The 23,070-nt window shown below is 44.6% G+C and carries 20 protein-coding genes; 7 read left to right on the forward strand and 13 right to left on the reverse strand.

What is annotated here, in order from left to right; translation table 11 throughout:
* Positions 1-111: 111 nt before the first annotated feature.
* The 4 genes from ACU01J_RS09855 to lamB form a co-directional block, all read right to left on the reverse strand.
* On the reverse strand, positions 112-726 hold the full coding sequence (locus ACU01J_RS09855) for a fumarylacetoacetate hydrolase family protein (RefSeq protein ID WP_481085541.1): 615 nt from the start codon (positions 724-726) through the stop codon (positions 112-114).
* A gap of 208 nt (positions 727-934) precedes the next feature.
* Positions 935-1,945 (reverse strand): porin, encoded by a 1,011-nt coding sequence (locus ACU01J_RS09860; protein WP_481085542.1) that lies wholly within the window; start codon positions 1,943-1,945, stop codon positions 935-937.
* A 322-nt stretch (positions 1,946-2,267) separates the two neighbouring features.
* Entirely contained in the window at positions 2,268-3,101 is an 834-nt protein-coding gene (locus tag ACU01J_RS09865; RefSeq protein ID WP_481085543.1) for a MalM family protein, read from the reverse strand.
* A gap of 149 nt (positions 3,102-3,250) precedes the next feature.
* Positions 3,251-4,474, reverse strand: a complete 1,224-nt coding sequence (gene lamB, locus ACU01J_RS09870; protein WP_481085544.1) for a maltoporin LamB — start codon at positions 4,472-4,474, stop codon at positions 3,251-3,253.
* 445 nt (positions 4,475-4,919) lie between these two features.
* Here lamB and glgX point away from each other — a divergent pair, with 445 nt between their 5' ends.
* The 3 genes from glgX (at position 4,920) to ACU01J_RS09885 (ending at position 9,771) form a co-directional block, all read left to right on the forward strand.
* The gene (gene glgX, locus ACU01J_RS09875) at positions 4,920-6,869 is read left to right on the forward strand and encodes a glycogen debranching protein GlgX (RefSeq protein WP_481085689.1); all 1,950 of its coding nucleotides are present in this window, start codon (positions 4,920-4,922) and stop codon (positions 6,867-6,869) included.
* A gap of 215 nt (positions 6,870-7,084) precedes the next feature.
* The gene (locus ACU01J_RS09880; RefSeq protein WP_481085545.1) at positions 7,085-8,788 is read left to right on the forward strand and encodes a sensor domain-containing diguanylate cyclase; all 1,704 of its coding nucleotides are present in this window, start codon (positions 7,085-7,087) and stop codon (positions 8,786-8,788) included.
* A gap of 116 nt (positions 8,789-8,904) precedes the next feature.
* Positions 8,905-9,771, forward strand: a complete 867-nt coding sequence (locus ACU01J_RS09885) for a glycerol kinase (protein ID WP_481085546.1) — start codon at positions 8,905-8,907, stop codon at positions 9,769-9,771.
* 57 nt (positions 9,772-9,828) lie between these two features.
* Here the strand turns inward: ACU01J_RS09885 and ACU01J_RS09890 are convergent, their stop codons facing one another.
* From ACU01J_RS09890 to ACU01J_RS09925, 8 genes are all read right to left on the reverse strand, one after another.
* Positions 9,829-10,257, reverse strand: coding sequence for a YccF domain-containing protein (locus ACU01J_RS09890; protein WP_481085547.1), 429 nt, complete (start codon positions 10,255-10,257; stop codon positions 9,829-9,831).
* Positions 10,258-10,277: 20 nt separating this feature from the next.
* The gene (locus ACU01J_RS09895) at positions 10,278-10,571 is read right to left on the reverse strand and encodes an antibiotic biosynthesis monooxygenase family protein (RefSeq protein WP_481085548.1); all 294 of its coding nucleotides are present in this window, start codon (positions 10,569-10,571) and stop codon (positions 10,278-10,280) included.
* Positions 10,572-10,606: 35 nt separating this feature from the next.
* Positions 10,607-11,335, reverse strand: coding sequence for a sulfite exporter TauE/SafE family protein (locus ACU01J_RS09900; protein WP_481085690.1), 729 nt, complete (start codon positions 11,333-11,335; stop codon positions 10,607-10,609).
* A gap of 103 nt (positions 11,336-11,438) precedes the next feature.
* Positions 11,439-12,983, reverse strand: coding sequence for a cryptochrome/photolyase family protein (locus ACU01J_RS09905; protein ID WP_481085549.1), 1,545 nt, complete (start codon positions 12,981-12,983; stop codon positions 11,439-11,441).
* Positions 12,984-13,003: 20 nt separating this feature from the next.
* Positions 13,004-14,260, reverse strand: a complete 1,257-nt coding sequence (locus tag ACU01J_RS09910; protein WP_481085550.1) for a DASH family cryptochrome — start codon at positions 14,258-14,260, stop codon at positions 13,004-13,006.
* Between the two features lie 100 nt (positions 14,261-14,360).
* Positions 14,361-15,572: an MFS transporter gene (locus tag ACU01J_RS09915; RefSeq protein WP_481085551.1), complete on the reverse strand. Its 1,212-nt coding sequence runs from the start codon at positions 15,570-15,572 to the stop codon at positions 14,361-14,363.
* 9 nt (positions 15,573-15,581) lie between these two features.
* On the reverse strand, positions 15,582-15,761 hold the full coding sequence (locus tag ACU01J_RS09920) for a hypothetical protein (protein WP_481085552.1): 180 nt from the start codon (positions 15,759-15,761) through the stop codon (positions 15,582-15,584).
* 81 nt (positions 15,762-15,842) lie between these two features.
* A complete protein-coding gene (locus ACU01J_RS09925) occupies positions 15,843-16,265 on the reverse strand; it encodes a rhodanese-like domain-containing protein (protein WP_481085553.1) in 423 nt (140 codons plus the stop codon).
* A gap of 124 nt (positions 16,266-16,389) precedes the next feature.
* On the opposite strand from ACU01J_RS09925, the gene ACU01J_RS09930 reads away from it, so the two are divergent.
* The 4 genes from ACU01J_RS09930 (at position 16,390) to ACU01J_RS09945 (ending at position 21,930) form a co-directional block, all read left to right on the forward strand.
* On the forward strand, positions 16,390-17,328 hold the full coding sequence (locus ACU01J_RS09930; RefSeq protein WP_481085554.1) for a helix-turn-helix domain-containing protein: 939 nt from the start codon (positions 16,390-16,392) through the stop codon (positions 17,326-17,328).
* Positions 17,329-17,442: 114 nt separating this feature from the next.
* Positions 17,443-18,972, forward strand: coding sequence for a nitric oxide reductase transcriptional regulator NorR (gene norR, locus ACU01J_RS09935; protein WP_481085555.1), 1,530 nt, complete (start codon positions 17,443-17,445; stop codon positions 18,970-18,972).
* Positions 18,973-19,160: 188 nt separating this feature from the next.
* A complete protein-coding gene (gene hcp / locus ACU01J_RS09940; RefSeq protein WP_481085556.1) occupies positions 19,161-20,822 on the forward strand; it encodes a hydroxylamine reductase in 1,662 nt (553 codons plus the stop codon).
* 73 nt (positions 20,823-20,895) lie between these two features.
* Positions 20,896-21,930 carry an FAD-binding oxidoreductase gene (locus ACU01J_RS09945; RefSeq protein WP_481085557.1) on the forward strand — a complete coding sequence of 345 codons (1,035 nt, stop codon included), beginning with the start codon at positions 20,896-20,898 and terminating at the stop codon, positions 21,928-21,930.
* Between the two features lie 63 nt (positions 21,931-21,993).
* Here the strand turns inward: ACU01J_RS09945 and ACU01J_RS09950 are convergent, their stop codons facing one another.
* Entirely contained in the window at positions 21,994-22,992 is a 999-nt protein-coding gene (locus tag ACU01J_RS09950) for a succinylglutamate desuccinylase/aspartoacylase family protein (protein ID WP_481085558.1), read from the reverse strand.
* Positions 22,993-23,070: the final 78 nt, after the last annotated feature.

Here is a 23,070-nt window from a genome sequence, read left to right on the forward strand (position 1 = left end):
TTAGTACTTCCACCTTTAGGCGCTTGATTGCAACATCCCATTTTTCTGCTTCCTATGATTGATGTTTTTTTTAAAGATAAAGCTTAACCATAGGGGAAGGTAAAGCGGAATTTACTGCGCGACCCATTCAATTTCAATCAACGCGGTGTCGGCTAACTTTAAACGCGCTAAGAAAACATCATCGGTGTGTACTTCGCCGACACCTTGTGGTGTCCCAGTCATGATAATGTCACCATCACAAAGAGTAGTATAGGTTTTTAACTCATCTAGGATCGCTTGCGGTGGGTACATCATCTGTTTCACCGAGCCTTTTTGTACTCGAACACAGTTAATGAAGAGTTCGATTTCGAGTGACTCAATATCAATCCCATCGAGCGGGACAAAACGGCTAAATACCGCAGAACCGTCAAATGCTTTTGCTCGCTCCCACGGTAACCCTTTCGATTTCAAGCTCGACTGAAGTTCACGCTTGGTCAGATCTAAGCCTAAGCCAACGGCTGCGAGTTCGCCTTGTTGAACAATAAAACAGATCTCGGCTTCATAGTGTAGGCGTTCATGATGGAAGGCATTTAGCTGAGAGGAAATAGATGTCGGTGGTTTAGAAAACACCACCATTTGCTCAGGAATGGCATTGTTCAGCTCTTGGATATGCTCTAGATAATTGCGGCCAACACAAACTATTTTTGTCGGCGTAACATGGGTATTTCCAAGTTTAACTGAAGTCATCTCACCATCCTTGATGTCACTAATAAATTGCTCGTATTCTAATCGAACTAAACGTTAAAGTGTTGCTTTAGGGAATAAAATTAAGAGCTATGCCAACAATATTGATAGTTATCGCGACAAGATAAGCTTTGCCTCTAGATAGAAAAACGCCTACCCAAATGTGGATAGGCGTCAACACGATTATTGTGTTAAGGCAGTAGAATCGTTGTTATAGGAAGTAACGTGCACCAATCGTCCATTTATCATCGTCTTCGGTCGCTGGGTCGTCATCACCTAAATCAATCTGGTAACCAGCAAAACCAACCAGTTTAGGTGTGAAGTTATATTCAGCTTGAAGCGCGCTTTGACTATACTGGGTTTGCTTGCTTGAAGATGACAACGCTTTTGCTTCAACATTTTCATAGTTCACGCTCAGGTTCAGACCGTTACCTAAACCATACGCGAATAACGCTTCATATTGGTCTGACTCGTACAGGCCATCATAAAACTGGTCGTTCATCGCATAGACCAGAGCAGCGTATATACCGTCACCATAACTACCATACTTGAGTGAGACAGCATTAGACTCAGCATCCACGTTGTTCACTTCACCGCCGTTATAAACGTAACCTAAAGAAGCACCCATCATTGAAAATGAAACCGCGATTTGGCCACGAGCGTCATAAACGCCAGCGTTGGTGCCCGTCTCAGTATGCTTGCCTTGCCAACCCAGACCAAAGTCCAGTGACATATCTTCACCAAAGGCAAGGCCTTTACGGTAAGTGACCATCTTGTCACCACGCCCTGTCGCAAGGTTACCGTGGTTCACATAAAGAAAGTCATTAGCAAACGCGATTGGCATATCAGCCACGCCTGCGACGTCATAGTAAGGGGCCCATTGTGTACCCAATGCTAGTCGACCCGCCTGATCATGCGTCATACCAATGTAACCAAGACGAGTTGTGAATGAGGTATCGCCACCATCTAAGTAGTCCAGCGCCCATTCACCTTTTACATCAACCGTGATGCCGTTACCAACATCTTGTGTACCAGACACATTCAGTCGAGGTGACACTTGGTGGACTTCAACTTCGTCGCTGCTACCGTATTCACCGATACCCACATCGACATAACCACCAAGAGAAATTGTTGAACCTTCGCTGTTGTAGATTTCGGCTGCGAAAGCGTTTGTACCACATGCTGTTGCCGCGATGGTTGCGGCTAATAATTTAATATTCATTTTTAATGTCCGTATTTGGTTTAACCACGTTCGAATCAGTCGCTAACGACCGAAAACTGCACGAACAACTAAAACGTAGTACGGAAACAAGAAAAATGAAGTGCAACCAAGTGCTTATTGGTGGTTATTTCGCAAAATAACCCAATCAGCAAAAATATCAGTATTTTTTAACCATATGAATTATCTATGATTTTTAAAGCCATATTTGCATCAAAAACAAAAAGTGATACATGTCACGTTTTTATTATTTTATTGGAACTTTCCTAGAATATGAGTCGCAACAAATCAATTTCACGACTCAATATTCCACATTTTTCATACGTTATTGAGCATTGACTGCTTTAATAAACACTTGTTGGGCATCATCAATTTTTAATGCTTTTGCTTCTTCAAGTAGAGCCAAAGCTTTGTCTAAATCATTCGATTTCACTGCGGCAGTGATCGCGTTGTGATAATAGGTTTGTGTCTCAGGCTGAATAACTTCTGGAGTGGACGCTAATGACGGCTTAAGTGGTGCATCATCTGTTGTCGGCCTAGAGAGTGAAAACAAACTGACACGATCAATGGAAACTTCTATTTTACCCACCAACGCGTTTGGAATAGCGATGTCTTTGACTTCAGGTAAATAGTTACCGCGACCTTCTGCATCCAATCGCGCAGGGTGAATGACATTAGTAAACTTGCCTAATTCAGAATCATCACTGTAAACCACTAAATATACCGATTCAGTTCCCGTCGGTGGGAAAAAGTCAAAATCAGCGACCAGACGATTACCTAAATTTAAGCGTGGTTTCTCATAAACAAAGTGGTTCTTGTCGTAGGTTTCGAGCACCTTACCCGATTTATCGACAATAACAGCTCTTGGAGAGAATGCCGTATCACCGATCTGGCTAGTGATTTCAATCGAAAACTCGCCGCGGTTTGCTGGCAACTCAAAAACGGCAACCGGGCTATCAATGCCAATACCTTTAAAATGTTGAGAATTGTCAGTTATCTCTACCGTTGCAGAGCTTGGCAGCTTCATTACGACAGACTGCAAATTGGAAATAGAACTCACTTGTTCAGATTGAGATAGCTGAACATGTTCAGGAATCGGGGCAGTTTGGCAAGCCGTTAACGCAACACAGCTACTAAGAACGAGGGCACGTAAATACATAGTTTGTCCTTTTATTATTTTGCTAAGAACTTGAAGGAAGGCCAACCTCTAAAAATCAAACCCTACCAGTAAATACTTAGGAAAATAGCCGGCTGTTCAGGGCCGGCTAAAGAGTTATAGACTAGATGATTAGGACAGTAATCCGCCTATTACCACCAAGCCTCAACCTGAATACCTACTACATACTCAGAATCTTCGCCAGTACCAAATGCATCGTCGTTTTCAGTATCAGTAATGTATGAACCATAAACACGTAGTTCAGGACGAGCCCAGAAGCTGTCACCCATTGCCCATGCTTGAGCAACAGTCAGTTTAGTATTACCGAAATCTTCTTTATCTACACCGTTTTCCGCAATCTTCTCACCTGCGTTGTAACCCGCTTCAAAGACAGTGCGCATTGTATCGTTCCACTTGTACATTGGGCGAACAACAACAGAGTACTGGTCGATATTAAGTTTTTGACCTGTGATGTTGCCATTTTTGTCAGTACCGCCGATATCAGAACCTGCTAGATACGCTAGCTGATGACCCATTTCCCAGCTTTCACCAAGATTCATTACACCCCAGTTAATAATACGGAAACCCGTCGCGTCATTATGAGCGCCTGAACGATCGTAGTAAGTACCTGCACCCCAGAAATTAGCCGCTTGAACACCGTAACCCGCTGTACCATATTGGAATACAGTCTGGTTAAAACCATTGCTCATACCTTGATGAACAATCGCTGTCGCAAGAACGCCATCGTCACCGTCGTAGTTCTTACCATCTTTTTCTGTCGCAAAGTTATACGCAAGTGCCAACTCTAGTGAAGCATCCGACCATAAACCGATGTTCGCTAGGCGCGCATCAAAAATATAGCCAGATCCGTTACTATCTTCACCGTCTTGAACTAAAGCTAGAGAAAGCTTTTGTTCACCAATCGATAGGTTTTCGATACCACCACCAGTACCTGACGTGTTTAGATAGTAAAAGTCAGTGATGTGGATATCTTTACGTTGGTAGTATGTCTTACCCGCCCACATTGTTGCGTCTTTATCAGCCGCAATTAAACCTTTTGCTTTAACCGCGAACTGAGCAACGTTGAAGTCGCCATCTTCCCAACCGCTTGCACCATCGTTACCCTGTGCAATCATCGACTCTACGCGCCAAGTTTGATCACCTGTTTTCAGCTCTTCAGCAAAGCCAAACTCATAGTAGTTGTCGTTTTCATTACCTAGACGACCAACACCTGCTTTGTTGACTGCCAGATCAGAATCACCATTACCACTAATACCAGTACCAGCACGGAAGTAGCCATTAAAATCCACGGCGAAAGCTGAACCTGCAGCTAAAGTCGCGGCCACTGCAGCAGCTATTACACTTACTTTTTTCATTATTAACTCCATTTAGAGATTTTTATTTTTTTGCTCTCTTTTCGGTCCATTCTGTAAGGCAGTAACAGAGTGGTGCTTAAAGAGAGGTAAGGCGGGACTAGGGCTCATGACTTAGTCCCTCTCTGTTTCAACTGCAGCCAGATTAACTGGGGAGTAGAAAAACTGACTCCTCCAGATGAGAAATAATTTAGGGGGATGAGAAGGGATGAGAAAATATACAGCACGTTGTTTTTAAGCACTAAATCACAATAATAGGGGTGAGTTCGAACGCCTGAGGAAAATTAATTCGATCAAAATGCCAAGCAGCTCACTATTTATATAAATGACATCAAATTAGTGAAACAAAATTACAGTTATTCTTTTTTAGAATGGTGCTTGACCTACTGTTAGCAAACCTATTAACTAAAGCTAAAGTAATAAATTAAATTATTAGTAAGCCATAATGATGCAGTGCTCTCGTCCCTACCCTTTGGGTGCCACACCAGATAGTCATGGATGTAACTTTTCCATATTCGCTCCAAAGGCTAAAGACATCCAACTCGCTATTTTTGACGATAATGGAGAATTCAAAACCTTCCCATTAGAGCAAGAATACGCAGGCGTTCGATTCACCTATTTGCCAAATATTAAAGCTGGCCAGAAATACGCTTATGTTGTTGAGGAAAACGGCAAACCACTCCTTATTGCTGACCCCTATGCCAAAGCACTCGACAAACCGCTTCACTACACTCTCCCTTTTGACAATGAAACCAGCTTTAGCTTGGCAAAGTGTGTCGTCGTAGATGATCGTTTTGATTGGCAAGGAGTAAAGAAACCGAACCGTCCTCGTGAAGAGATGGTCTTATTTGAGACTCATGTAAAAGGCATTTCAAAGCGCAACCCAGAAGTCCCGGCACAAGAACGAGGGTGCTACCTTGGCCTTGTCAGCCCTGCAATGCTTAAGTTTTACAAACAACAGAACATCAATACACTACAATTGTTGCCTGTTGCAGCGTGTATGCATGAGCCTCACCTACTTACAATGGACAAGGTAAACTACTGGGGCTACAACCCTTACCTGTTTATGGTGCCAGACCCAAGGTATGCAGAGAAAGATGCGGTCACCGAGCTAAAAACTGCGATTCGCGAACTCCACCGCCACGGCATCGAAGTTATTTTCGACGTCGTCTACAACCACACTGCGGAGGGAGGTGCTGATGGCCCGATCTTCAACTTAAAAGCTCTAGACGATCATTACTACATCAAACATGGCGAACATTACGCTAACTATACGGGTTGTGGTAATACGGTTGATCTTTCATACCAACCTTCACTAAACCTCGTGATGGATACACTTCGCTACTGGGTTCATGAATATAAAGTCGACGGCTTCCGTTTTGACTTAGCGGCTACTCTAGGCCGACATGGTGAGCACTTTAGTCCTGAATCAGCGTTCTTTAAAGCCGTGGCGCAAGACCCAACTCTACGTGAAGTTAAATTAATTGCAGAGCCTTGGGATATCGGTCCAAATGGTTATCAAGTGGGTAACTTCCCGTTTGGCTGGAACGAGTGTAATGACCGTCTACGCGATATAACACGTAGTTTCTGGCGTGGTGATCAAGGCTTCCTAAAAGAGTTTGCGACTCGAATAATGGGCTCTCGCGATCTCTATAGCGCAGCAAATTGGCCTTATAAGCTTACTGTCAATTACATCACTTATCATGATGGCTTCTGCATGCAAGATTTAGTTTCTTACAAGCATAAACATAACGAAGCAAATGGAGAACAAAACCGCGACGGCCATGGCGATAATCGCTCAGATAACTATGGTATTGAAGGAGCAACGGAAAACCCCGTTATTTTAGAAAAACGTGAAAAGCAAAAACGAAATTTTATGGCGAGTCTGCTTTTTGCTTTTGGTATTCCACATATCTTGACTGCAGATGTTCTTTCTCATAGTCAGCAAGGTAATAACAACGCCTACTGCCAAGATAATGAACTCAGCTGGTTAGACTGGTCTAATTCAGAATCGAAAGAGACGTTTAAAGCTTGGTTGGCCGAGATGGTCAAAGCTCGTCAAGAATTTATGGTGCCATTTATTCGCGCGTTCAGTGGCGAAAGTCGCAATAACAACCGTATATTCTGGCGCAGAATTGATGGTAGCTTCATGGAACATGATGACTGGAATCGCTTAAGTTCTGTCGCATTGCACCTAGGGATTGGTAAGCAAGGTAGTGAGCTGTTTTACTGCATCAACCAAACCAATGCTCCCGCGCGCTTTACTCTGCCTACCTCAGAAGGTAAAGAGTGGACAATGATCTGTAATACCGATGATCACGAGCTGCATAAAACCATCGACAACAAACAAGTTCTTGTTGCTCCATCTTCATTAGCGATCTTTTTCGCCAACGCCTAACTTCACAAAATTGAGTGATATGGTGATATATCACTCAATTTATGAATAAAGAAAGCCCATTCGCTAGATTAATATGCATTGATGTGCTTGCGACATCAGTTTACTATACGGCGCATAATTACAATACTTTCTGATCAATCAGTTGGCACACAATGGCTTTACCCAAGTTTCTTATTCGCACGCTCATGCCGTGTATCATACTGCTTTTGATAGGAATGATTTACGCAGCCTATCAACAGCTCAATAAATCAGAACACATCGCTTATCAACAATCCTATTCCAATCTCAAAACTGGTTCTGAGCTTATCTTTTCCCAAGTTGAAGCGGCTTCAAGTAAACTCTATTTGTTGGACAGCGCATCTTCACTTTCAGAGTTCGACTCTATCGCCAAACAGATATTAAAATACACACCCGCATACAGTGACATTATTTATATCAATCGTGAAACGAATCAATATCGTTCTGCGCGACTCCACTCCACTGAAGCTGAAAAAAATCCTGATATTACTTGGCGCCCTCTCGATGGTATCACTAAAAATTTAGCCGTATCATCCATCTATCAAAAAGCCCCCAAAGAGTGGGTCTTTGCGGTCAAATATACCCAAAACAACGCTAACGAAATTTGGTTGGAGTTCGACTTAAAGTACACCACGCAAAGTTTACGTGGGCTACGTACATTAAATGAGGGTTACGTTTTCGTCGTGGATAGCACCACTGGCAGACTCGTCTTCCATCCAGATCCTAACCGAATAGGTACTCCTTCAGTCAGCTACCACGCCGGGATCAGTGAACAAATCAACCACGGCTTGCTGTTTGGCAAGTATGAGTACTACTACAAAGGCCAGTTCAAAATGTCTGTCTATGATGGTGATAACCCATACAAGTGGGTGTTCATCTCAGGCACAGATCGCTCAGATATTCTCTCTTCTTCTTATCAGTTCTCATTGACTGCCATCGTTATTGCGTCACTTCTGTTTTTGGCGATTGTCATCAACTACTTAACCTATCAGCTAAACACTAGTTTGGCCGAACTTAACAATAAAGAAGAGCTGGTCGACTTTAAACACAACTTAAGAGAGATCTTAGATCGCTTCTGCCACCATAAAGGTGTCCAGCTCTGCTTTTATGATGCTGATTACGGACACTTCTCGACCGTCGACTATCATGGCAACACCAATATCATCCTCAGAGATCGCGACCTTGCTAAACACTTTTCACCAAGCTCCTTAATCTACACGGGGAAGCGATACGCCGATCCTCTAGCGAAAAAGCTGCAGATTAACTCACGCCACTACACCATTCCACTGTTCGATAAAGAGAGTCTGATTGGGGTTATCTACATGAAAACTACCTTTCCGACCTATCGCAGCATTTTACGTATGATCCGCGATTACTCAGAAGTGGCGCTAACCAATTTACTGCTGCACAAAAAGCTGCGCAGTAAAGATGTTATGACTCACTTAGATAACAAACTCACACTGAGAGAAAAGCTTGATAAGCACATAGACAAAGAAGACGTTTACTTAGCAATCATTGATATTGATCACTTCAAACGAATTAACGATAGCTTAGGTCATTTGGTTGGCGACCAGGTGATCATCCACACTGCAGACTTAATGAAGAAGTGCTTTCCAAAACCCAGCTCATTGAGTGTGGCACGCTTTGGCGGAGAAGAGTTCTGTGTGCTGTTTAGAGCTAATGATGAAAATGATGCGTATGAGCAATGCGAAATGTTTAGACGCTTAGTCGAGCAATCAAAGCTTATTTGTGATGATGTTCCTGTGCAATACACCGTCAGTATCGGTATTACACTCAACCAAGATAGCCAACACATCTCGATTGGTCGAGCTGATAAAGCACTTTATCAAGCAAAAGGATTAGGCCGAAACCAGGTGGTGTTAAATACCTTCCAAGCGTGAAGTACAGGTTGTCATCAAGCAGTAAACTGGATCTACACCTCTCCAATATTTGCACTCATCTGCTTGATTAAATTGGCCTTTGCTTCAACAATATCGATATTGAATCGGAGGTATCCATGTCTGACAAAATCTCGACCACGGCTTTAGCCAAGCTGCGTTGCCTAGAAGCAAAAGAACTCTTCAACAAGTTAAAAATCGCTGGTTACATTAATCGTGGCGAAGACGGCTGGGTGCTTACCGAACTAGGCAGTAAGTTTGGCGGCGAATACGTTCATCACACCAAGTTTGGTCAATTTATTGTTTGGCCTGAGAACCTGCTGATCGATACTGATGCCACCAGCGGTAAAACGCTAAGTGCCACTCAAATTGGCCAACGCTTCTCTTTAAACGCAAAGAAGATCAACCAACTACTGCAAGAACTCGGCTGGATAGAAAAAACCGAAGATGGTTGGCATGTCAGTCCCTCTGGGCTTACTGTTGGCGGCTACCAACGCGAAGACAAAGAGAGTGGTCAAAAGTTCGCTGTTTGGCATGACTCTATTGTGCGTAACAAGCGATTACGCCAATCTGTGGTCGAGTTCTCAGGACAAGATGCCGAAGCACATGCTACCGACAAGTCCATCTCTAGCTTCAGACAAAAGTTTGAAGCGAAGCACCGCACCTTAGACGGCCATTATGTTCGTTCCAAAGGGGAACTCATCATCGACAATTGGCTGTATATGAATGGCATCGTCCACGCATACGATAGACAACTTCCGATCGAACAAGATGTATTGAGCGATTTCTACCTATCAAGCGGGAAAGTCTATTTGCAATATTGGGGCAGTGATAGCGGAGAGGTACCTGAAACCGAGCGACAGACCATTCGACAAATCTATGAGCAACACAACTTCGCCTTAATTGAAGTTCTGCCAGAAGAAGTATCCCAATTGGATGATGTGCTACCTACGCGGCTAAAAGCATTTGGTATTAAGGCCTACTAAATTGATACAAAAAAGCCCGCTTAGATCGCTCCAAGCGGGCTTTTATATACTTTTAAATTACTTACTGTAGCGCGCGATAGCCGCTTCTTCCTTCGACACCACTGTTTTACCAATGGGTGCCAATGAAATGTACGCCAATTTCAAATGCTGTAGCGCGAATGGAATACCGATGATGGTAATAAAACATGCAACAGCAGACATGATATGGCCAATCGCAAGCCAAATACCAGCCAGTATGAACCAAACAATGTTACCTATCGTCCCAAGTGGACTGGTACCAATATCCATCTCTTTGGTTAACTCATCACGACTAACGACTTCTTGACCAAACGGGAAGAAAGAGAAGTTACCAATCACGAAACACGCTCGTCCCCAAGGAATACCGATAATACTGATAAAGCAAATCAAGCCAACTAGCCACCAAGCTAGCCCCATGATCACGCCACCACACAAAAACCAAATTATATTACCGAGAACTCTAAGCACTCTATTTCTCCTATCAAAGTCTAACTGTAGGCCGGCTTATAATGCTCTACAGTTGGGAATGGATCGTAAAAATGGTGTAAAAGAGCCTTCCATTCCTGATACTCAGCAGACTGCCTAAAACCCTGCTCGTGATCTTCTAGTGTTTCCCAGTTTACTAACAAAATATAGCGGCTTGGGTTTTCAATACAGCGTTGTAGCTGATGCGACACATAGCCTTTCATACTCGAAATAATCTTCTGTGCCTTTGCAAAATTATGTTCAAACTCTGTCTCTAGGTTTGGCTTTACATCTAAGATTGTGACTTCCAGTATCATGATCTTTCCTTAACGTAAGATGAATATATCCAAATTTATTGCAGACCTTGCCACACTGCGGTTGCTCCGCTTATCGAACAAAGCAGCAGCGCACCAATACGGATCTTCTCTTTAGGTAATGTCTGTGTAGTAAGCCTTGCCAGTTTATACCCCAACCAAGCCGCAGGAATTAAAGGAACGGTAATCCACACGTGGTGCATAGTTAAAAAGCCAGCCGGCATCTGAATGATCAACGAGATCATCGAACTGAAAACAAAGAATGCGGATAAATTACCACGCAGCTGATTCGCTTCTTGATGTTGCAAGAGTAGCGCCATCGGCGGGCCACCAATCCCCGAACTGGTCCCAAAGAAACCAGAGAAAAACCCGGCTACCGTCATGCGCGCTGGCGTCGGTTCAATACGAAACGGCAGTAGACTTACGATAACAGCAAACAGCACCAACGCGCCCAGCCATAGAGCCAGCAAGTCAGTTGAGACCATAACTAGCAGCACGCCACCAGCAATCGAGCCAGGAACTCGCCCGATAATTGCCATTTTCAGCCCGCCAATCTCAACACTATCGCGATGCCTCATCGCATTAAGAATGGAAATAAACAACGCGACAAGACAAATCGGCGCTGGTACATAATCTGGAGAAACCAGAAACAAAAGTGGTGCGGCAACAATTGCCAATCCAAAGCCGATTGCAGTCTGAACAAAAGAGCCTAGAAAAATGAGCAAGGCCGCAATCAATGCTTCTGGAGTCATCCATTCAGCAAGCATATTTATTTTCATTTGGTAACAAAGTAGGCATTCATCATAATGTAAATACCTATCTTTTAAAGAAATAATCATGCAATTTCGCGGAGATTTTTACTGCGTTCGACTAAAGCTCATCAAGATTGTTCAAATAGGATTGAGCAGTATCTAACACCGCTCGCTGACCATCGACATCCATAGCATCCCAAGATCGATAAATCACACCAACTCTTGGGTTCTGAGAGAGGCGATCTCGGTGTTTGACCATAAATCGCCAATATAGGCTGTTCAACGGACATGAGCCACGGCCACTTTTACGCTTTTGGTCATAGCGACAACTTTTACAGTAATCACTCATTCGGTGAACATAAGCTCCACTAGCCGCATAAGGTTTAGTACCAACAATGCCGCCATCAGCAAACAGCGCCATCCCTCGGGTATTTGGCATCTCGACCCACTCTATCGCATCAACGTATATACCCAGATACCATTCATCGACTTGATCTGGGTTCACCTCCGCAATTAAGCAAAAGTTACCAGTAATCATTAAGCGTTGTATGTGATGAGCATACCCATATTCTAAGGATTGGCCGATAGCACGCTGCATACAGTTCATTTGTGTTTTCCCAGTCCAAAAGAACTTTGGCAGTGCATTGCTTACGGATAAGTGATTTTTTTCAGCGTATTCCGGCATGTTGGTCCAGTAAACCGCACGGATATACTCTCGCCAGCCAAGGATTTGCCTGACGAACCCTTCAACCTGAGAAATATCGATGTCAGGGTTATTCTCATAAGCAGACAGCGCCGCATTAATCACCTCTAATGGGCTCAACATTTTGCTATTGAGAGAAAAAGCCAAACGACTGTGATACAGGCTCCACTGAGATGGGTGTTGGTCAGTCATTGCATCTTGAAAACGACCAAAGTTGGGTAAACATACTCGGCAAAAGTGAGCCAACAACGACAAGCTCTGATTACGGTTTATCGGCCAAAGTAAACGTTCACTGACACTTCCAATGGTTTGAACATTATGCCGGTCTAACCTAGCGATAAACTCAGTGACGTTGTTCTCAAACATCAGCGGCATGGGTAAACCGGCGACATCAGCGGGTTTTAGTTTATTGCGATTATTAGCGTCGTAGTTCCACTTTCCTCCAAGCGGCTTGTTACCTTCCATCAATATATTAAAACGTTTACGCATGCGGCGATAAAAGTGCTCCATCATCACATGCTTACCTTTTGCAAAATGTTCACTGAACTGCTCACGAGGTAACAAGAAGTGTTCGCTATCAATGGTCGATATCTGGCATCGTGTCAGCGTCAATGAGCCGAGTTGTTGTTGCAGTCGATATTCATCTGGGAGTTGGTATTCGAACTTACCAACGCAGTATTGCTTCACTAAGCTCAATATCAACTCGTTTAGGTTTTCAAACTCTGCTGTGTCATCGAGCTTCAAGTGCAGAACTTGGTGGCCATTTTCTCTAAGCTCACAGGCGAAACTCTGCATAGCTGCAAAAAAAGCGCAAATCTTTTGGCCATGGTGGCGCACATACTCAGCCTCTTGGGGAAGCTCGGCGATCACATACAGTACCGACTCATCAATATTAGAGAACCAAGAATGGTTGTGATTGAGCTGATCACCAAGGATTAGACGAAGTGTTTTGTAGTTCATCAATTGTCCTCGCCGTCTTCTTAAGTCCACTTGCGAATGAACCGACCATCAGGGTCATAAATCTCGGTTTGCTTTTGCAAATTGAACTGGCGTGATGAACGTGGATCCGCTCCAACACCAGCAAGGTACTGCCAGTTGCCCCAGTTAGAGCCAACATCGTAATCGATCAGTTGGCTTTCAAAATAAGCAGCACCGTAACGCCAATCTAGAGCCAATTCATGAATCAAGCAACTTGCGACTAACTGTCTTCCTCGATTCGACATATATCCGGTTCGTTTAAGCTGTTTCATACAAGCATTCACTATCGGATAAGGTGTCTCGCCGTGTACCCAGGCTTCAAAGCGCTGTTTATCGAAAGAACCACTTGGTGTTTGCTCAGTAATTCCGTTAAAACAAAACAATCGATTTTGGTACTTTCTGCCGTACCAATAAAAATACTCTCGCCACAGCAACTCAAAATAGATCCAATAGGTTGAATCGTTGGCTCCATGTTGACGCTCATAAGTGCTCAGTCTCTGCAGGATATAATGAGGAGACAAACAGCCTAACGCGAGCCAAGGAGAGAATTTGGTTGAATAATTCATTCCATCTAAACCGTTGCGAGTTTGTTTATACTTACTGGCTAAATGAGTCGAGAAATAGCGATCGCAATGGTTTTTCCCAGCACTCTCGCCGCCTATAAAGTCGTCATACTGCAATGATTCTAACGATGTAATCGACAGTGAAGTGAGCGTTAACTCGAGCTTTCTGGGTAGTGATCTCACAGTCTTCGGCTTAGCATAAGTGAGCGACTCAACTTTCTTTCGAAACTGAGTGAATGTGCTAGGCAAGTCTTTTATATCAAACGGCAATTCCGCCAACTGAAACAGTGAACCAACGCTACGCTGGGTCACATTTAGGTTAGGAAACTGTGCTCCGATGTCCAAGATCACCTGTTGCTCATCACTGCCCGCAGTGTGGGAACAATAAAAATGCGTCACCTTGTGCTGACGAATTAGCTGATCAAGAATAGAAGTTGGCTCAGATTCGAATAGCCACAGTTGTTGACCTAAGCGCTGCAAAGAGACGTTAAGGTCATGGGCTGACTGAGCCACAAACCTTTGTTTGGGTGCACCAAGTTGATGCTGAAGCGAGAAATCGCAAAGAAAGGGGGTAAGAGTGGGCAAACAGTATAAACAAATAAGAACGTCAACCTCTTCACTGGCTTGATGCAGCAAGTCGTTATCTGACACTCTCAAATCATTGGTAAACCAATACAGTCCCGTTGTTGTTGGCAAAATCTGCTCCTCTCATTCGTCGATAAACTAAAACTCTTGTTTAACTAATACGAGATGACAGGAGCAGATAGCTCATCGATTAGAACAATATTATGCCGTATTACGCCGTGGCCAAGCGGCGAACTGGTTGATCGTTAATCGGTAAATGAATTAAGGCTGCAGCAAATGCCAGTACAACCGTCGACCACCAGATTGGATCGTATGAGCCATAGTAGTCATAAATACGACCGCCTGCCCAAGCACCTAGGAAGCTGCCAACTTGGTGAGTAAAGAATACCAAACCATACAAGGTCGATAAGTACTTCGCGCCGAAGATCTGACGAACTAAGCCTGATGTTAACGGCACTGTACCGAGCCAACAGAAACCAATCGCACCACCAAAGATAGCAGCAGTATGCTCCGTTACTGGTAGCGTGACAAAAGCACCAATCACAACCGTACGCATCAGGTATAGAGCAGACATCACGTGGCGTTTACTGTACCTATCACCCATCACGCCCCAGAAGTACGAGCCAAAGATATTAAAGATACCCACATAAGCTAACGCCATTGCCGCAGTCTGTGCCGACAAGTTTTTATCAGCTAAGTAACTTGGTAAGTGCGTCGCAATAAACATCACATGGAAGCCACATACAAAGAAACCCGCATGAATAAGCCAGTAACCTTTGTGGCTAAATGCCTCTTTTAACGCCTGCTTAAGCGTTTGTTGTTGCTCCGCACCTTGCGCTGCTGCACTAGATTCTGACGGCTTAGGCGAACGCATAAACAGTGCAAAGGCAATCATAGTCGAACAAAGAATTGCAAAGCCTTGCAATGCACCTTGCCAACCAAATTCAGACAACATGGTTTGCGCCCCTGGGATCATCGCGAACATGCCAAATGAACCAGCAGCTGTAGTCAATCCGAACGCTTTCGCTGCATGTTCAGCAGGAACAACTTTCGCGACTGCGCCAAGAACAATCACATAGCTTGTCGCACTTAGACCAAGACCTACTAACACGCCCAGTGATAGGTACAACATGCTTGGCTCTACCGCGATAGATGTTAGGTATAAGCCTACCCCGTATGCGATAGCACCCATAATGATGATACGCTTAGCGCCAAATCGGTCAGCAGCCATACCAACAAATGGCTGGAAGACACCAAACAAAAGGTTCTGTAATGCAATCGCAAAGCTAAAGAACTCACGCCCCGTTTGGAAGTGGTCCGAAATCGGCATCATGAAAATGCCAAAAGATTGTCTGATACCCAGACAGGTAATTAAGATGGCGATCCCTAGCCAAACAATGATTGGAAATCGAAAAATGCTCATCAGGTAACCTTAGTGATGATGGTGGTGAGAATGATCGTGTCCATCACCTGTTGTCTGGTGACAGCCGCTATTGATTGCTTGTTGTGCTAACAAATCCAACAGCTTAGGAGAGTTGTGAACCACAACAAGCGATAGCACGAGCAATAAGGTCATTCTCATCAGCTGAGCAAAAAGTGATTGAGAAAACATAGTTCTATATCTCAGCATGTAGTGAAAAAGAGCGCGAAGTGTAGAGATCTCCACGCAATGACTCAAATGACATTTAATCAATTAGGCTATGCGTTTTTTGCATACATCGAATTCTTGCTTCAATTCGAACCCTTCATCTAACCAGCCCGTTACTCCACCAATCATCTTCTTCACTGGTCGACCTAATTTTGCCAGTCGAATAGCCGCCTTTTCCGTACCGTTGCAATGTGGACCTGCGCAATAGACAACAAACAACGTATCTTGAGGAAATTCAGCCAAGCTCTTTTCGTTGAGCCTTGGATGAGGAATATTGATCGCACCGTCCACATGGCCTTGTTCAAATAGGCTTTCGCCACGCACATCCACCAGCACAAAGTCTTGCAAACCATTGGTTAGGGCGTGGTGAACATCCCAGCAATCAGTTTCAAATTTCAGTAATGATTCAAAATGCGCTAGTGCCTCTTGGCTATTTGCGGCTGCGACTCTTGATACTGCACTTCCCATGTTCTATCTCCTTGTCTTAGTGAACAAGGTTCATTATGCAAGCGAAACTTAACCACGAAAATTGGCTTAATAGACAAGGTTCGTTAATATTAAGCCAGCATTGTATTCAACCAAGGATCGGAAAATGAATCGTGTCGCTATTCTTGCTCACTCGCACGTTACGCTGTTCGAGATGTCGTGTGCCGTCGAACTGTTTGCTCTGCCTAGACCTGAATTTGAGGACTGGTATCAAACTGACGTAATCAATATGGAAGATAAAACAGTCACCACGACTGGTGGTATTGTGATGTCGACTCAATACACCGAGAGCCTTGAGAGCTATGACACTCTGATTATTCCCGGTTGGCCAACCTGGGACTACCCCATCCCAGTTATCATTGAACGTGAAGTATCCAATTTCATCTCTGCAGGTAAACGGTTACTGACATTATGTTCTGGGGCCTTCTTACCCGCTAAGTTAGGTTTACTTGATGGAAAAACCGCCACAACACACTGGATGTATGAAAAAGCCTTTCGCGAACAGTTTCCAACTATTCACTATCAATCTGATGTCCTGTACGTTTTTGATGGCAATATTGGTTGCTCTGCTGGTAGCGCGTCTGCCTTAGATCTTGGCTTAGCCGTAATTCGTCAAGACTATGGCTATAACGTCGCTAACCAAGTAGCGAAACGTTTAGTGGTATCTGCACATCGGCAAGGTGGGCAAGCGCAGTTCGTCGAAACGCCAATATTAGAAGTGCCGAACCAATTCTCTGATGCTTTAGATTGGGCAAACCAAAATTTGGATAAGAGTATCAATGTGGATGCGCTAGCGGCCAAAGCCAATATGTCGCGCCGCACCTTTGATCGTAAATTTCGCGCCAGTTTTGATTTATCACCAAAAGAGTGGCTGATTCAACAGCGAATCGAACGTGCGAAAGGACTACTTGAAGGTGACAATCATTCTATCGAGCGACTTGCGAGCCTCGCTGGGTTTGAGAATGCAACAACACTACGCCACCACTTTAGACGCATGGTTGGGGTATCGCCAAACCAATATCGGCAGCAGTTCAAAACTCGTTAGCTCGTACACTTCTTGACCCAAATCAAGCGTATGGCGTTTATACCCTTTAGTGCGATGTAATAATGACAACCGCTTGTTAGGATGCCTGCAACCCTCGACCGCAAGGCTTCTTCAATGCACCAGAATATGAACAAAGTGCTGCTTGATATCGCACTGAACTTAAGCTCGAATCTAACCAGTGAAAAACAGTATCAACATCTGATTGATGGAATTGATCAGGTCTTTCCCTGTGATGCGAGTGCGTTGTTTATTTTTGATGAAGACGGCTTCTTAACCCCTGTTGCGGTGAAAGGGCTATCAAGTAGTGTACTTGGCCGACGTTTTTTTCCAAAAACTCATCCTCGGCTTGAAGCCATAATGCAAAGTAAACAACCTGTGCGGTTTGACGCCAACTGTGAGCTGCCGGATCCGTTTAGTGGCGTCCTACTCAGTGAAGAAGCCGAATTAGATGTTCATGATTGTTTAGGTTGTAGCCTACACGTCGATGGTCAGTTGGTTGGGATACTGACGCTTGATTCAATGACCGTCGGAGCCTTTGATGCCATTGAGCCCGTCACCATTGAAACCTTTGCTGCTCTGGCGGCCGCTACCTTGCGTAATATCGGCCAAATCAAAGTGCTGAAAGCGCAAAACAAAAAGCAGAAACATGTAACCGAAACACTTATCCAACAAGCTCGCTCGAAAGAAGGCGAGATGGTTGGACTCAGCGCGCAGATTAACCAACTGCGCAATAACATCGCCACCGTTGCCCAGTCTGACTACGCGGTACTGATCACCGGCGAAACTGGCGTGGGTAAAGAGTTAGTTGCTCACAGTGTCCACGCGCAATCTCATCGTAATAACAAGCCAATGATCTACGTTAACTGTGCGGCGCTGCCTGAAGGACTGGCAGAAAGTGAATTGTTCGGTCACGTCAAAGGGGCTTTTACTGGCGCAAATAGCTCACGCGCAGGTAAGTTTGAATTAGCCGATGGCGGTACCATATTCTTAGACGAACTGGGAGAACTCCCGCTCCTTTTACAAGCTAAGTTACTGCGCGTGATTCAGCAAGGTGAATTACAGAGAGTCGGCAGTGATAAGCACCTCTTGGTTAACGTACGAATCGTTGCTGCGACAAACCGTAACTTAGAAAGAGAAGTCGAAGAAGGAACCTTCCGCGCCGACCTTTACCATCGCCTCAATGTGTTCCCTATTTCCGTTCCTCCGCTGCGCAAGCGTGAAGGTGACATTCCAGTGCTAGCTGGTTATTTATTAGAAAAAGTTCGCAGTCAGTTCAATATTCCAAACCTGCACCTGCATCCTAAAGCGTTAGTTCAGTTGGAGAACCAACGCTGGCCCGGCAACATACGTGAACTGGAACATACCTTAACTAGAGCAGCGCTTAGAGCAATTCAAGCTAACGAGCATATTATCCACATCGAACATTTTGATCCTGCCACCAAACAGCACGATGTTAAAAGCACATCAAAGTATTTTCCTCACCAAAGTCAAGGTATGCGCTCCTTGGTCGAAGAATATCAAAAAGACCTAATCATCCATGCTCTTGATAAATCGGATAGAACTTGGTCAAAAGCGGCGGAATTTTTACAGATGGATCGCGGCAATCTCTATCGAATGGGTAAAAAATTTGCGATAGAAAACTAAACCTGCCCACAGCACGATGTAATAAATACAACTGACGCGTTGTATTTATTACATTAACCACTTAAACGAAATCATTATATTACAATAAAAATCAACAAGTTAAACACTGGCACGCAACCTGCTCTAGTAGTCTCAAATAATACTAATGGGTCTATCCCACTAATAACTATTACTACTGGAGACACGCTATGTTCTGTATTCAATGTGAACAGACAATTCAAACCCCTACTGTTAAAGGCTGCTCTTTCGCACAAGGTATGTGCGGTAAAACTTCTGAAGTTTCAGATCTACAAGATGTATTGGTTTACACGCTACAAGGTGTCTCTTACTGGGCAGAACAAGCGAAAAAGTTCGATATCATCGATGACCAAATCAACCAGTGGGCACCACGTGCATTCTTCTCGACATTGACCAATGTTAACTTCGACCCTGAGCGTATTCTTGAGCTATCTGCGCAAGCAGCACAATTTAAAGCGCGCCTAAAAGAGCAAACACTTGCGGCGGCGAAACTGGGTAACGTTGAACTAGAACAAGCACCAAGCGTCGCTGATTTTGAGCTTCCAGCAACAGCAGAGGCCATCTTAACTTATGCTCCACAAGTGGCGGTAAACCGTGGCTACGAAACGATCAGTGAAGATGTGATTGGTTTACGTCTACTTTGCCTTTACGGCCTAAAAGGTGCAGCAGCATATATGGAGCACGCTCGCGTTCTTGAACAAACGAATGATGATATTTTTGCCGAGTATCACCACATCATGGCTTGGTTAGGTACCGATCCTGAAGACTTAAACGCACTGCTTGAGTGTTCAATGCAAATCGGCCTAATGAACTACAAAGTGATGGAGATGCTTGATCACGGTGAAACGGCGACCTTTGGTCACCCTGAGCCAACGGCGGTTAACGTCAAGACAGTCAAAGGTAAAGCAATCTTAGTGTCAGGCCATGACCTGCACGACCTAGAAAAGATCCTTCAACAAACAGAAGGCAAAGGCATTAACGTTTACACTAACGGTGAAATGCTACCGGCACACGGCTACCCAGAACTTAAGAAGTACCCTCACTTAGTAGGTAACTACGGTAGCGCTTGGCAAAACCAGCAAAAAGAGTTCGCAAACTTCCCTGGCGCGATCGTGATGACGTCAAACTGTCTGCTTAACCCTAACGTGGGTCAATACGCCGATCGTCTATTTACTCGCAGCATTGTTGGCTGGCCTGGTGTGGCGCACATTGAAGGTGATGATTTCAGCCAAGTGATCGAATGTGCACTTGCGCAAGACGGCTTCCAACATGATGAAATCGAACAGATGATCACTGTCGGCTTTGGTCGCAACGCACTGATGCAAGCGGCTCCTGCAGTGGTTGAACAAGTTAAGGCGGGCAACATCAAACACTTCTTCCTCGTGGGTGGTTGTGACGGTGACAAATCAGAGCGTAGCTACTACACCGACTTCACAGCACAAGCTCCAGAAGATAGCGTCATCCTAACACTTGCGTGTGGTAAGTTCCGTTTCAACAAGAATCAATTTGGCGACATCAACGGTATTCCACGTCTTCTTGATGTTGGCCAATGTAACGATGCGTATTCAGCAATTCAACTCGCTCTTGCTCTGTCTAAAGAGTTCGACTGCGACATCAACGAACTACCGCTAACCTTGGTTCTATCTTGGTTCGAGCAAAAAGCGATCGTGATTCTACTGACTCTGTTTGCTCTAGGCGTAAAAGGCATTTACACCGGTCCAACAGCTCCTGCGTTCTTAACTGACAACTTAATCAAGGTAATCCAAGATAAGTTCGATATGCGCAGCATTGGCAGCGTAGAAGAAGACCTAAAAACTATCCTAGCGGCTTAATCCCTTCACTACTCACGCCCGATGCTTAGAGTGTTTTGCTTTTGGTATTGGGCGCTTTTGTACGAGAGAAACGATGTTTATTGAATGGCAAAATAATCAACCGGCAAAAATGCGTTGCGTCGATAAATGGAACGAAACAGACGATACGGTTAGCATCAAACTTGAGGCGGCCGATGGCAGCCACCTTCACTTTAGTGGTTTTAAGCCCGGACAGTTTGTATCACTCGGCTTTGAGCTGAATAGCAAAATGGAATACCGCGCTTATTCCCTCTCTTCAATGCCCGGCGATGACCACCTTAAACTTACGATTAAACGAGTTGACGGTGGCCTTGTGTCGAATCACGTCATCGACCAATTTAATATAGGCGACGCTGTCGATGTATTAGCGCCTACAGGACCATTTAATAGTGTCGATTGCCCACCAAAGAAAAAGGTCGTTTTGCTTAGTGCAGGCTGTGGTATCACCCCTGTGATGTCGATGGCTTCAACTTGGCTACGTGATAAAGAGAGTATCGATATTACCTTTATCCATATGGCGAAAAGCGCAGACAAGACGATCTACTTTGATCAGCTAGAATCGATGGATGCTGCCAATGACAACTTCGATTTCAAGTTACTGCTCAAAGATAATAGTGGTACACGTCACCCTAAGGGACGCCTCGACAAAGAGTGGCTAAATACACTTAGCCCAGATATTGCTGAGCGCACTGTCTACCTTTGCGGCCCAACTCAATTTATGCAAGATATGGAAAGCAATGCCTTAGCGCTGGGTGTCGATCCTGAGCAATTCCACCAAGAGAGCTTCACACCTATCGAGGCTCATTCGGAAAACGTATCAAGTGGTGTTGTTCAATTTGAAGTGCCGGCATTTGACGTCGCAACCGAAGTCGCTCAAGGCTCTACCCTAGCGGACGTATTGGAAGAGAACGGCGTGCCAATCATCATCGCTTGTCGCAGCGGTATGTGTGGTTCGTGCAAATGTAAGGTGACCAAAGGCGAGGTCTTGCGCACTAGCACAGAAACCTTGAGCGAAGAAGATATTGCCAATGGTTACACGCTAGCCTGCTCTAGCCAAGCCCAAACTGATGTAGAAGTCGAACTGGTTTAGATTAAATTGGCACTGAGTTAGCTGTGTAACTCAGTACCGCTGAAGTCAGGTATCCATCAATGACTAATGAATCAGTCGAACCACCAGCGAGCCAGGAGCTCGTACCGATTCAACATTGTGACTGATCACCGTACCTTGCGTAGGAGAAAAGTAGGTTTGAATTTCATCACCAAAACTGTTGTATTGCGTTGCAAGCTTCTGACCCGTTTCAACAGGCTGCATTAACTCAACGTGGCAAATCACAAATCCGCCTTGCTCAGCTCTAACACTGGTGATGCTATTACCCTCAACACAGTTTTGCTCAGGAGTAATCACGTCACCTGCAAGCAGTTGATAGGCACGTAAGACGTTCACTACCCCAGCGGTGGCACGTTCTACCATCTCTAAATCAGTATAACGACCCACACCGACCTCAATGGTGATCGATGGAATACCTGCGCGGTTATAAACGGTTTCTAGGATACCTGGATCACCAGGGTCGTTAAGAATAACGTCAGGGTTAATAAGCCTCGCCATGCGAATCGCATCCTCAATTCGGTAATCAGCAAAAGCATACAAAGGATACGCGCTACCACTGGTTTGAGAATGAAGATCAATGGCTAAGTCCGCATTGGGTTTGAGTAGGTTTTCCCACAGGCTATAAGCATAACGACTGGCATCATCCCCTTGTGGATTGCCGGGAAAAATTCGGTTTAGGTTCGCCGATGAGCTGTCTGGCGCAGCAGAATGAAAATCTCGGCTATGACGAACGATACCCGACAAGTTCACAGCAGGAACAATCGTGATACAACCTGAAATATCCTGCCCTTCAAGCTCGCGAGCGATTTTCTGCGCGCTTAATATACCATTTTGCTCATCACCATGAACACCCGCGGTGATCACGATACGCTTACCCGGTTTAGCACCTTTAAACACTCGAACAGGAAGGGTTTGGGGATGACCAATCGCATCGGTGGCAACAGCAAACCAAAATTTGTGCTCCCCTGCTTCAAGCGCATCCACATCCAGAGCTTGAATGGTTGGGTACATCGGCACGATGCATTCGTTTAATGGTTTGGTCATTTTTCACCTTCGAGCCTACTTACAGTCAAGCTGATTCAAACATGGCAATTAACCGGAGGCAACGCCAAATAGAAAAAA

This window comes from Vibrio sp. 2433-A1, from assembly GCF_056726085.1.

What these genes read in the sequence shown, in the direction of transcription:
- norR (WP_481085555.1), top strand. Translation starts at nt 17,443, where the DNA reads ATGCACCAGAATATGAACAAAGTGCTGCTTGATATCGCACTGAACTTA.
- glgX (WP_481085689.1), top strand. Translation starts at nt 4,920, where the DNA reads ATGCAGTGCTCTCGTCCCTACCCTTTGGGTGCCACACCAGATAGTCAT.
- ACU01J_RS09920 (WP_481085552.1), bottom strand. Translation starts at nt 15,761, where the DNA reads ATGTTTTCTCAATCACTTTTTGCTCAGCTGATGAGAATGACCTTATTG.
- ACU01J_RS09945 (WP_481085557.1), top strand. Translation starts at nt 20,896, where the DNA reads ATGTTTATTGAATGGCAAAATAATCAACCGGCAAAAATGCGTTGCGTC.
- ACU01J_RS09900 (WP_481085690.1), bottom strand. Translation starts at nt 11,335, where the DNA reads ATGCTTGCTGAATGGATGACTCCAGAAGCATTGATTGCGGCCTTGCTC.
- ACU01J_RS09950 (WP_481085558.1), bottom strand. Translation starts at nt 22,992, where the DNA reads ATGACCAAACCATTAAACGAATGCATCGTGCCGATGTACCCAACCATT.
- lamB (WP_481085544.1), bottom strand. Translation starts at nt 4,474, where the DNA reads ATGAAAAAAGTAAGTGTAATAGCTGCTGCAGTGGCCGCGACTTTAGCT.
- ACU01J_RS09915 (WP_481085551.1), bottom strand. Translation starts at nt 15,572, where the DNA reads ATGAGCATTTTTCGATTTCCAATCATTGTTTGGCTAGGGATCGCCATC.
- hcp (WP_481085556.1), top strand. Translation starts at nt 19,161, where the DNA reads ATGTTCTGTATTCAATGTGAACAGACAATTCAAACCCCTACTGTTAAA.
- ACU01J_RS09885 (WP_481085546.1), top strand. Translation starts at nt 8,905, where the DNA reads ATGTCTGACAAAATCTCGACCACGGCTTTAGCCAAGCTGCGTTGCCTA.
- ACU01J_RS09925 (WP_481085553.1), bottom strand. Translation starts at nt 16,265, where the DNA reads ATGGGAAGTGCAGTATCAAGAGTCGCAGCCGCAAATAGCCAAGAGGCA.
- ACU01J_RS09930 (WP_481085554.1), top strand. Translation starts at nt 16,390, where the DNA reads ATGAATCGTGTCGCTATTCTTGCTCACTCGCACGTTACGCTGTTCGAG.
- ACU01J_RS09880 (WP_481085545.1), top strand. Translation starts at nt 7,085, where the DNA reads ATGATTTACGCAGCCTATCAACAGCTCAATAAATCAGAACACATCGCT.
- ACU01J_RS09905 (WP_481085549.1), bottom strand. Translation starts at nt 12,983, where the DNA reads ATGAACTACAAAACACTTCGTCTAATCCTTGGTGATCAGCTCAATCAC.
- ACU01J_RS09860 (WP_481085542.1), bottom strand. Translation starts at nt 1,945, where the DNA reads ATGAATATTAAATTATTAGCCGCAACCATCGCGGCAACAGCATGTGGT.
- ACU01J_RS09895 (WP_481085548.1), bottom strand. Translation starts at nt 10,571, where the DNA reads ATGATACTGGAAGTCACAATCTTAGATGTAAAGCCAAACCTAGAGACA.
- ACU01J_RS09865 (WP_481085543.1), bottom strand. Translation starts at nt 3,101, where the DNA reads ATGTATTTACGTGCCCTCGTTCTTAGTAGCTGTGTTGCGTTAACGGCT.
- ACU01J_RS09855 (WP_481085541.1), bottom strand. Translation starts at nt 726, where the DNA reads ATGACTTCAGTTAAACTTGGAAATACCCATGTTACGCCGACAAAAATA.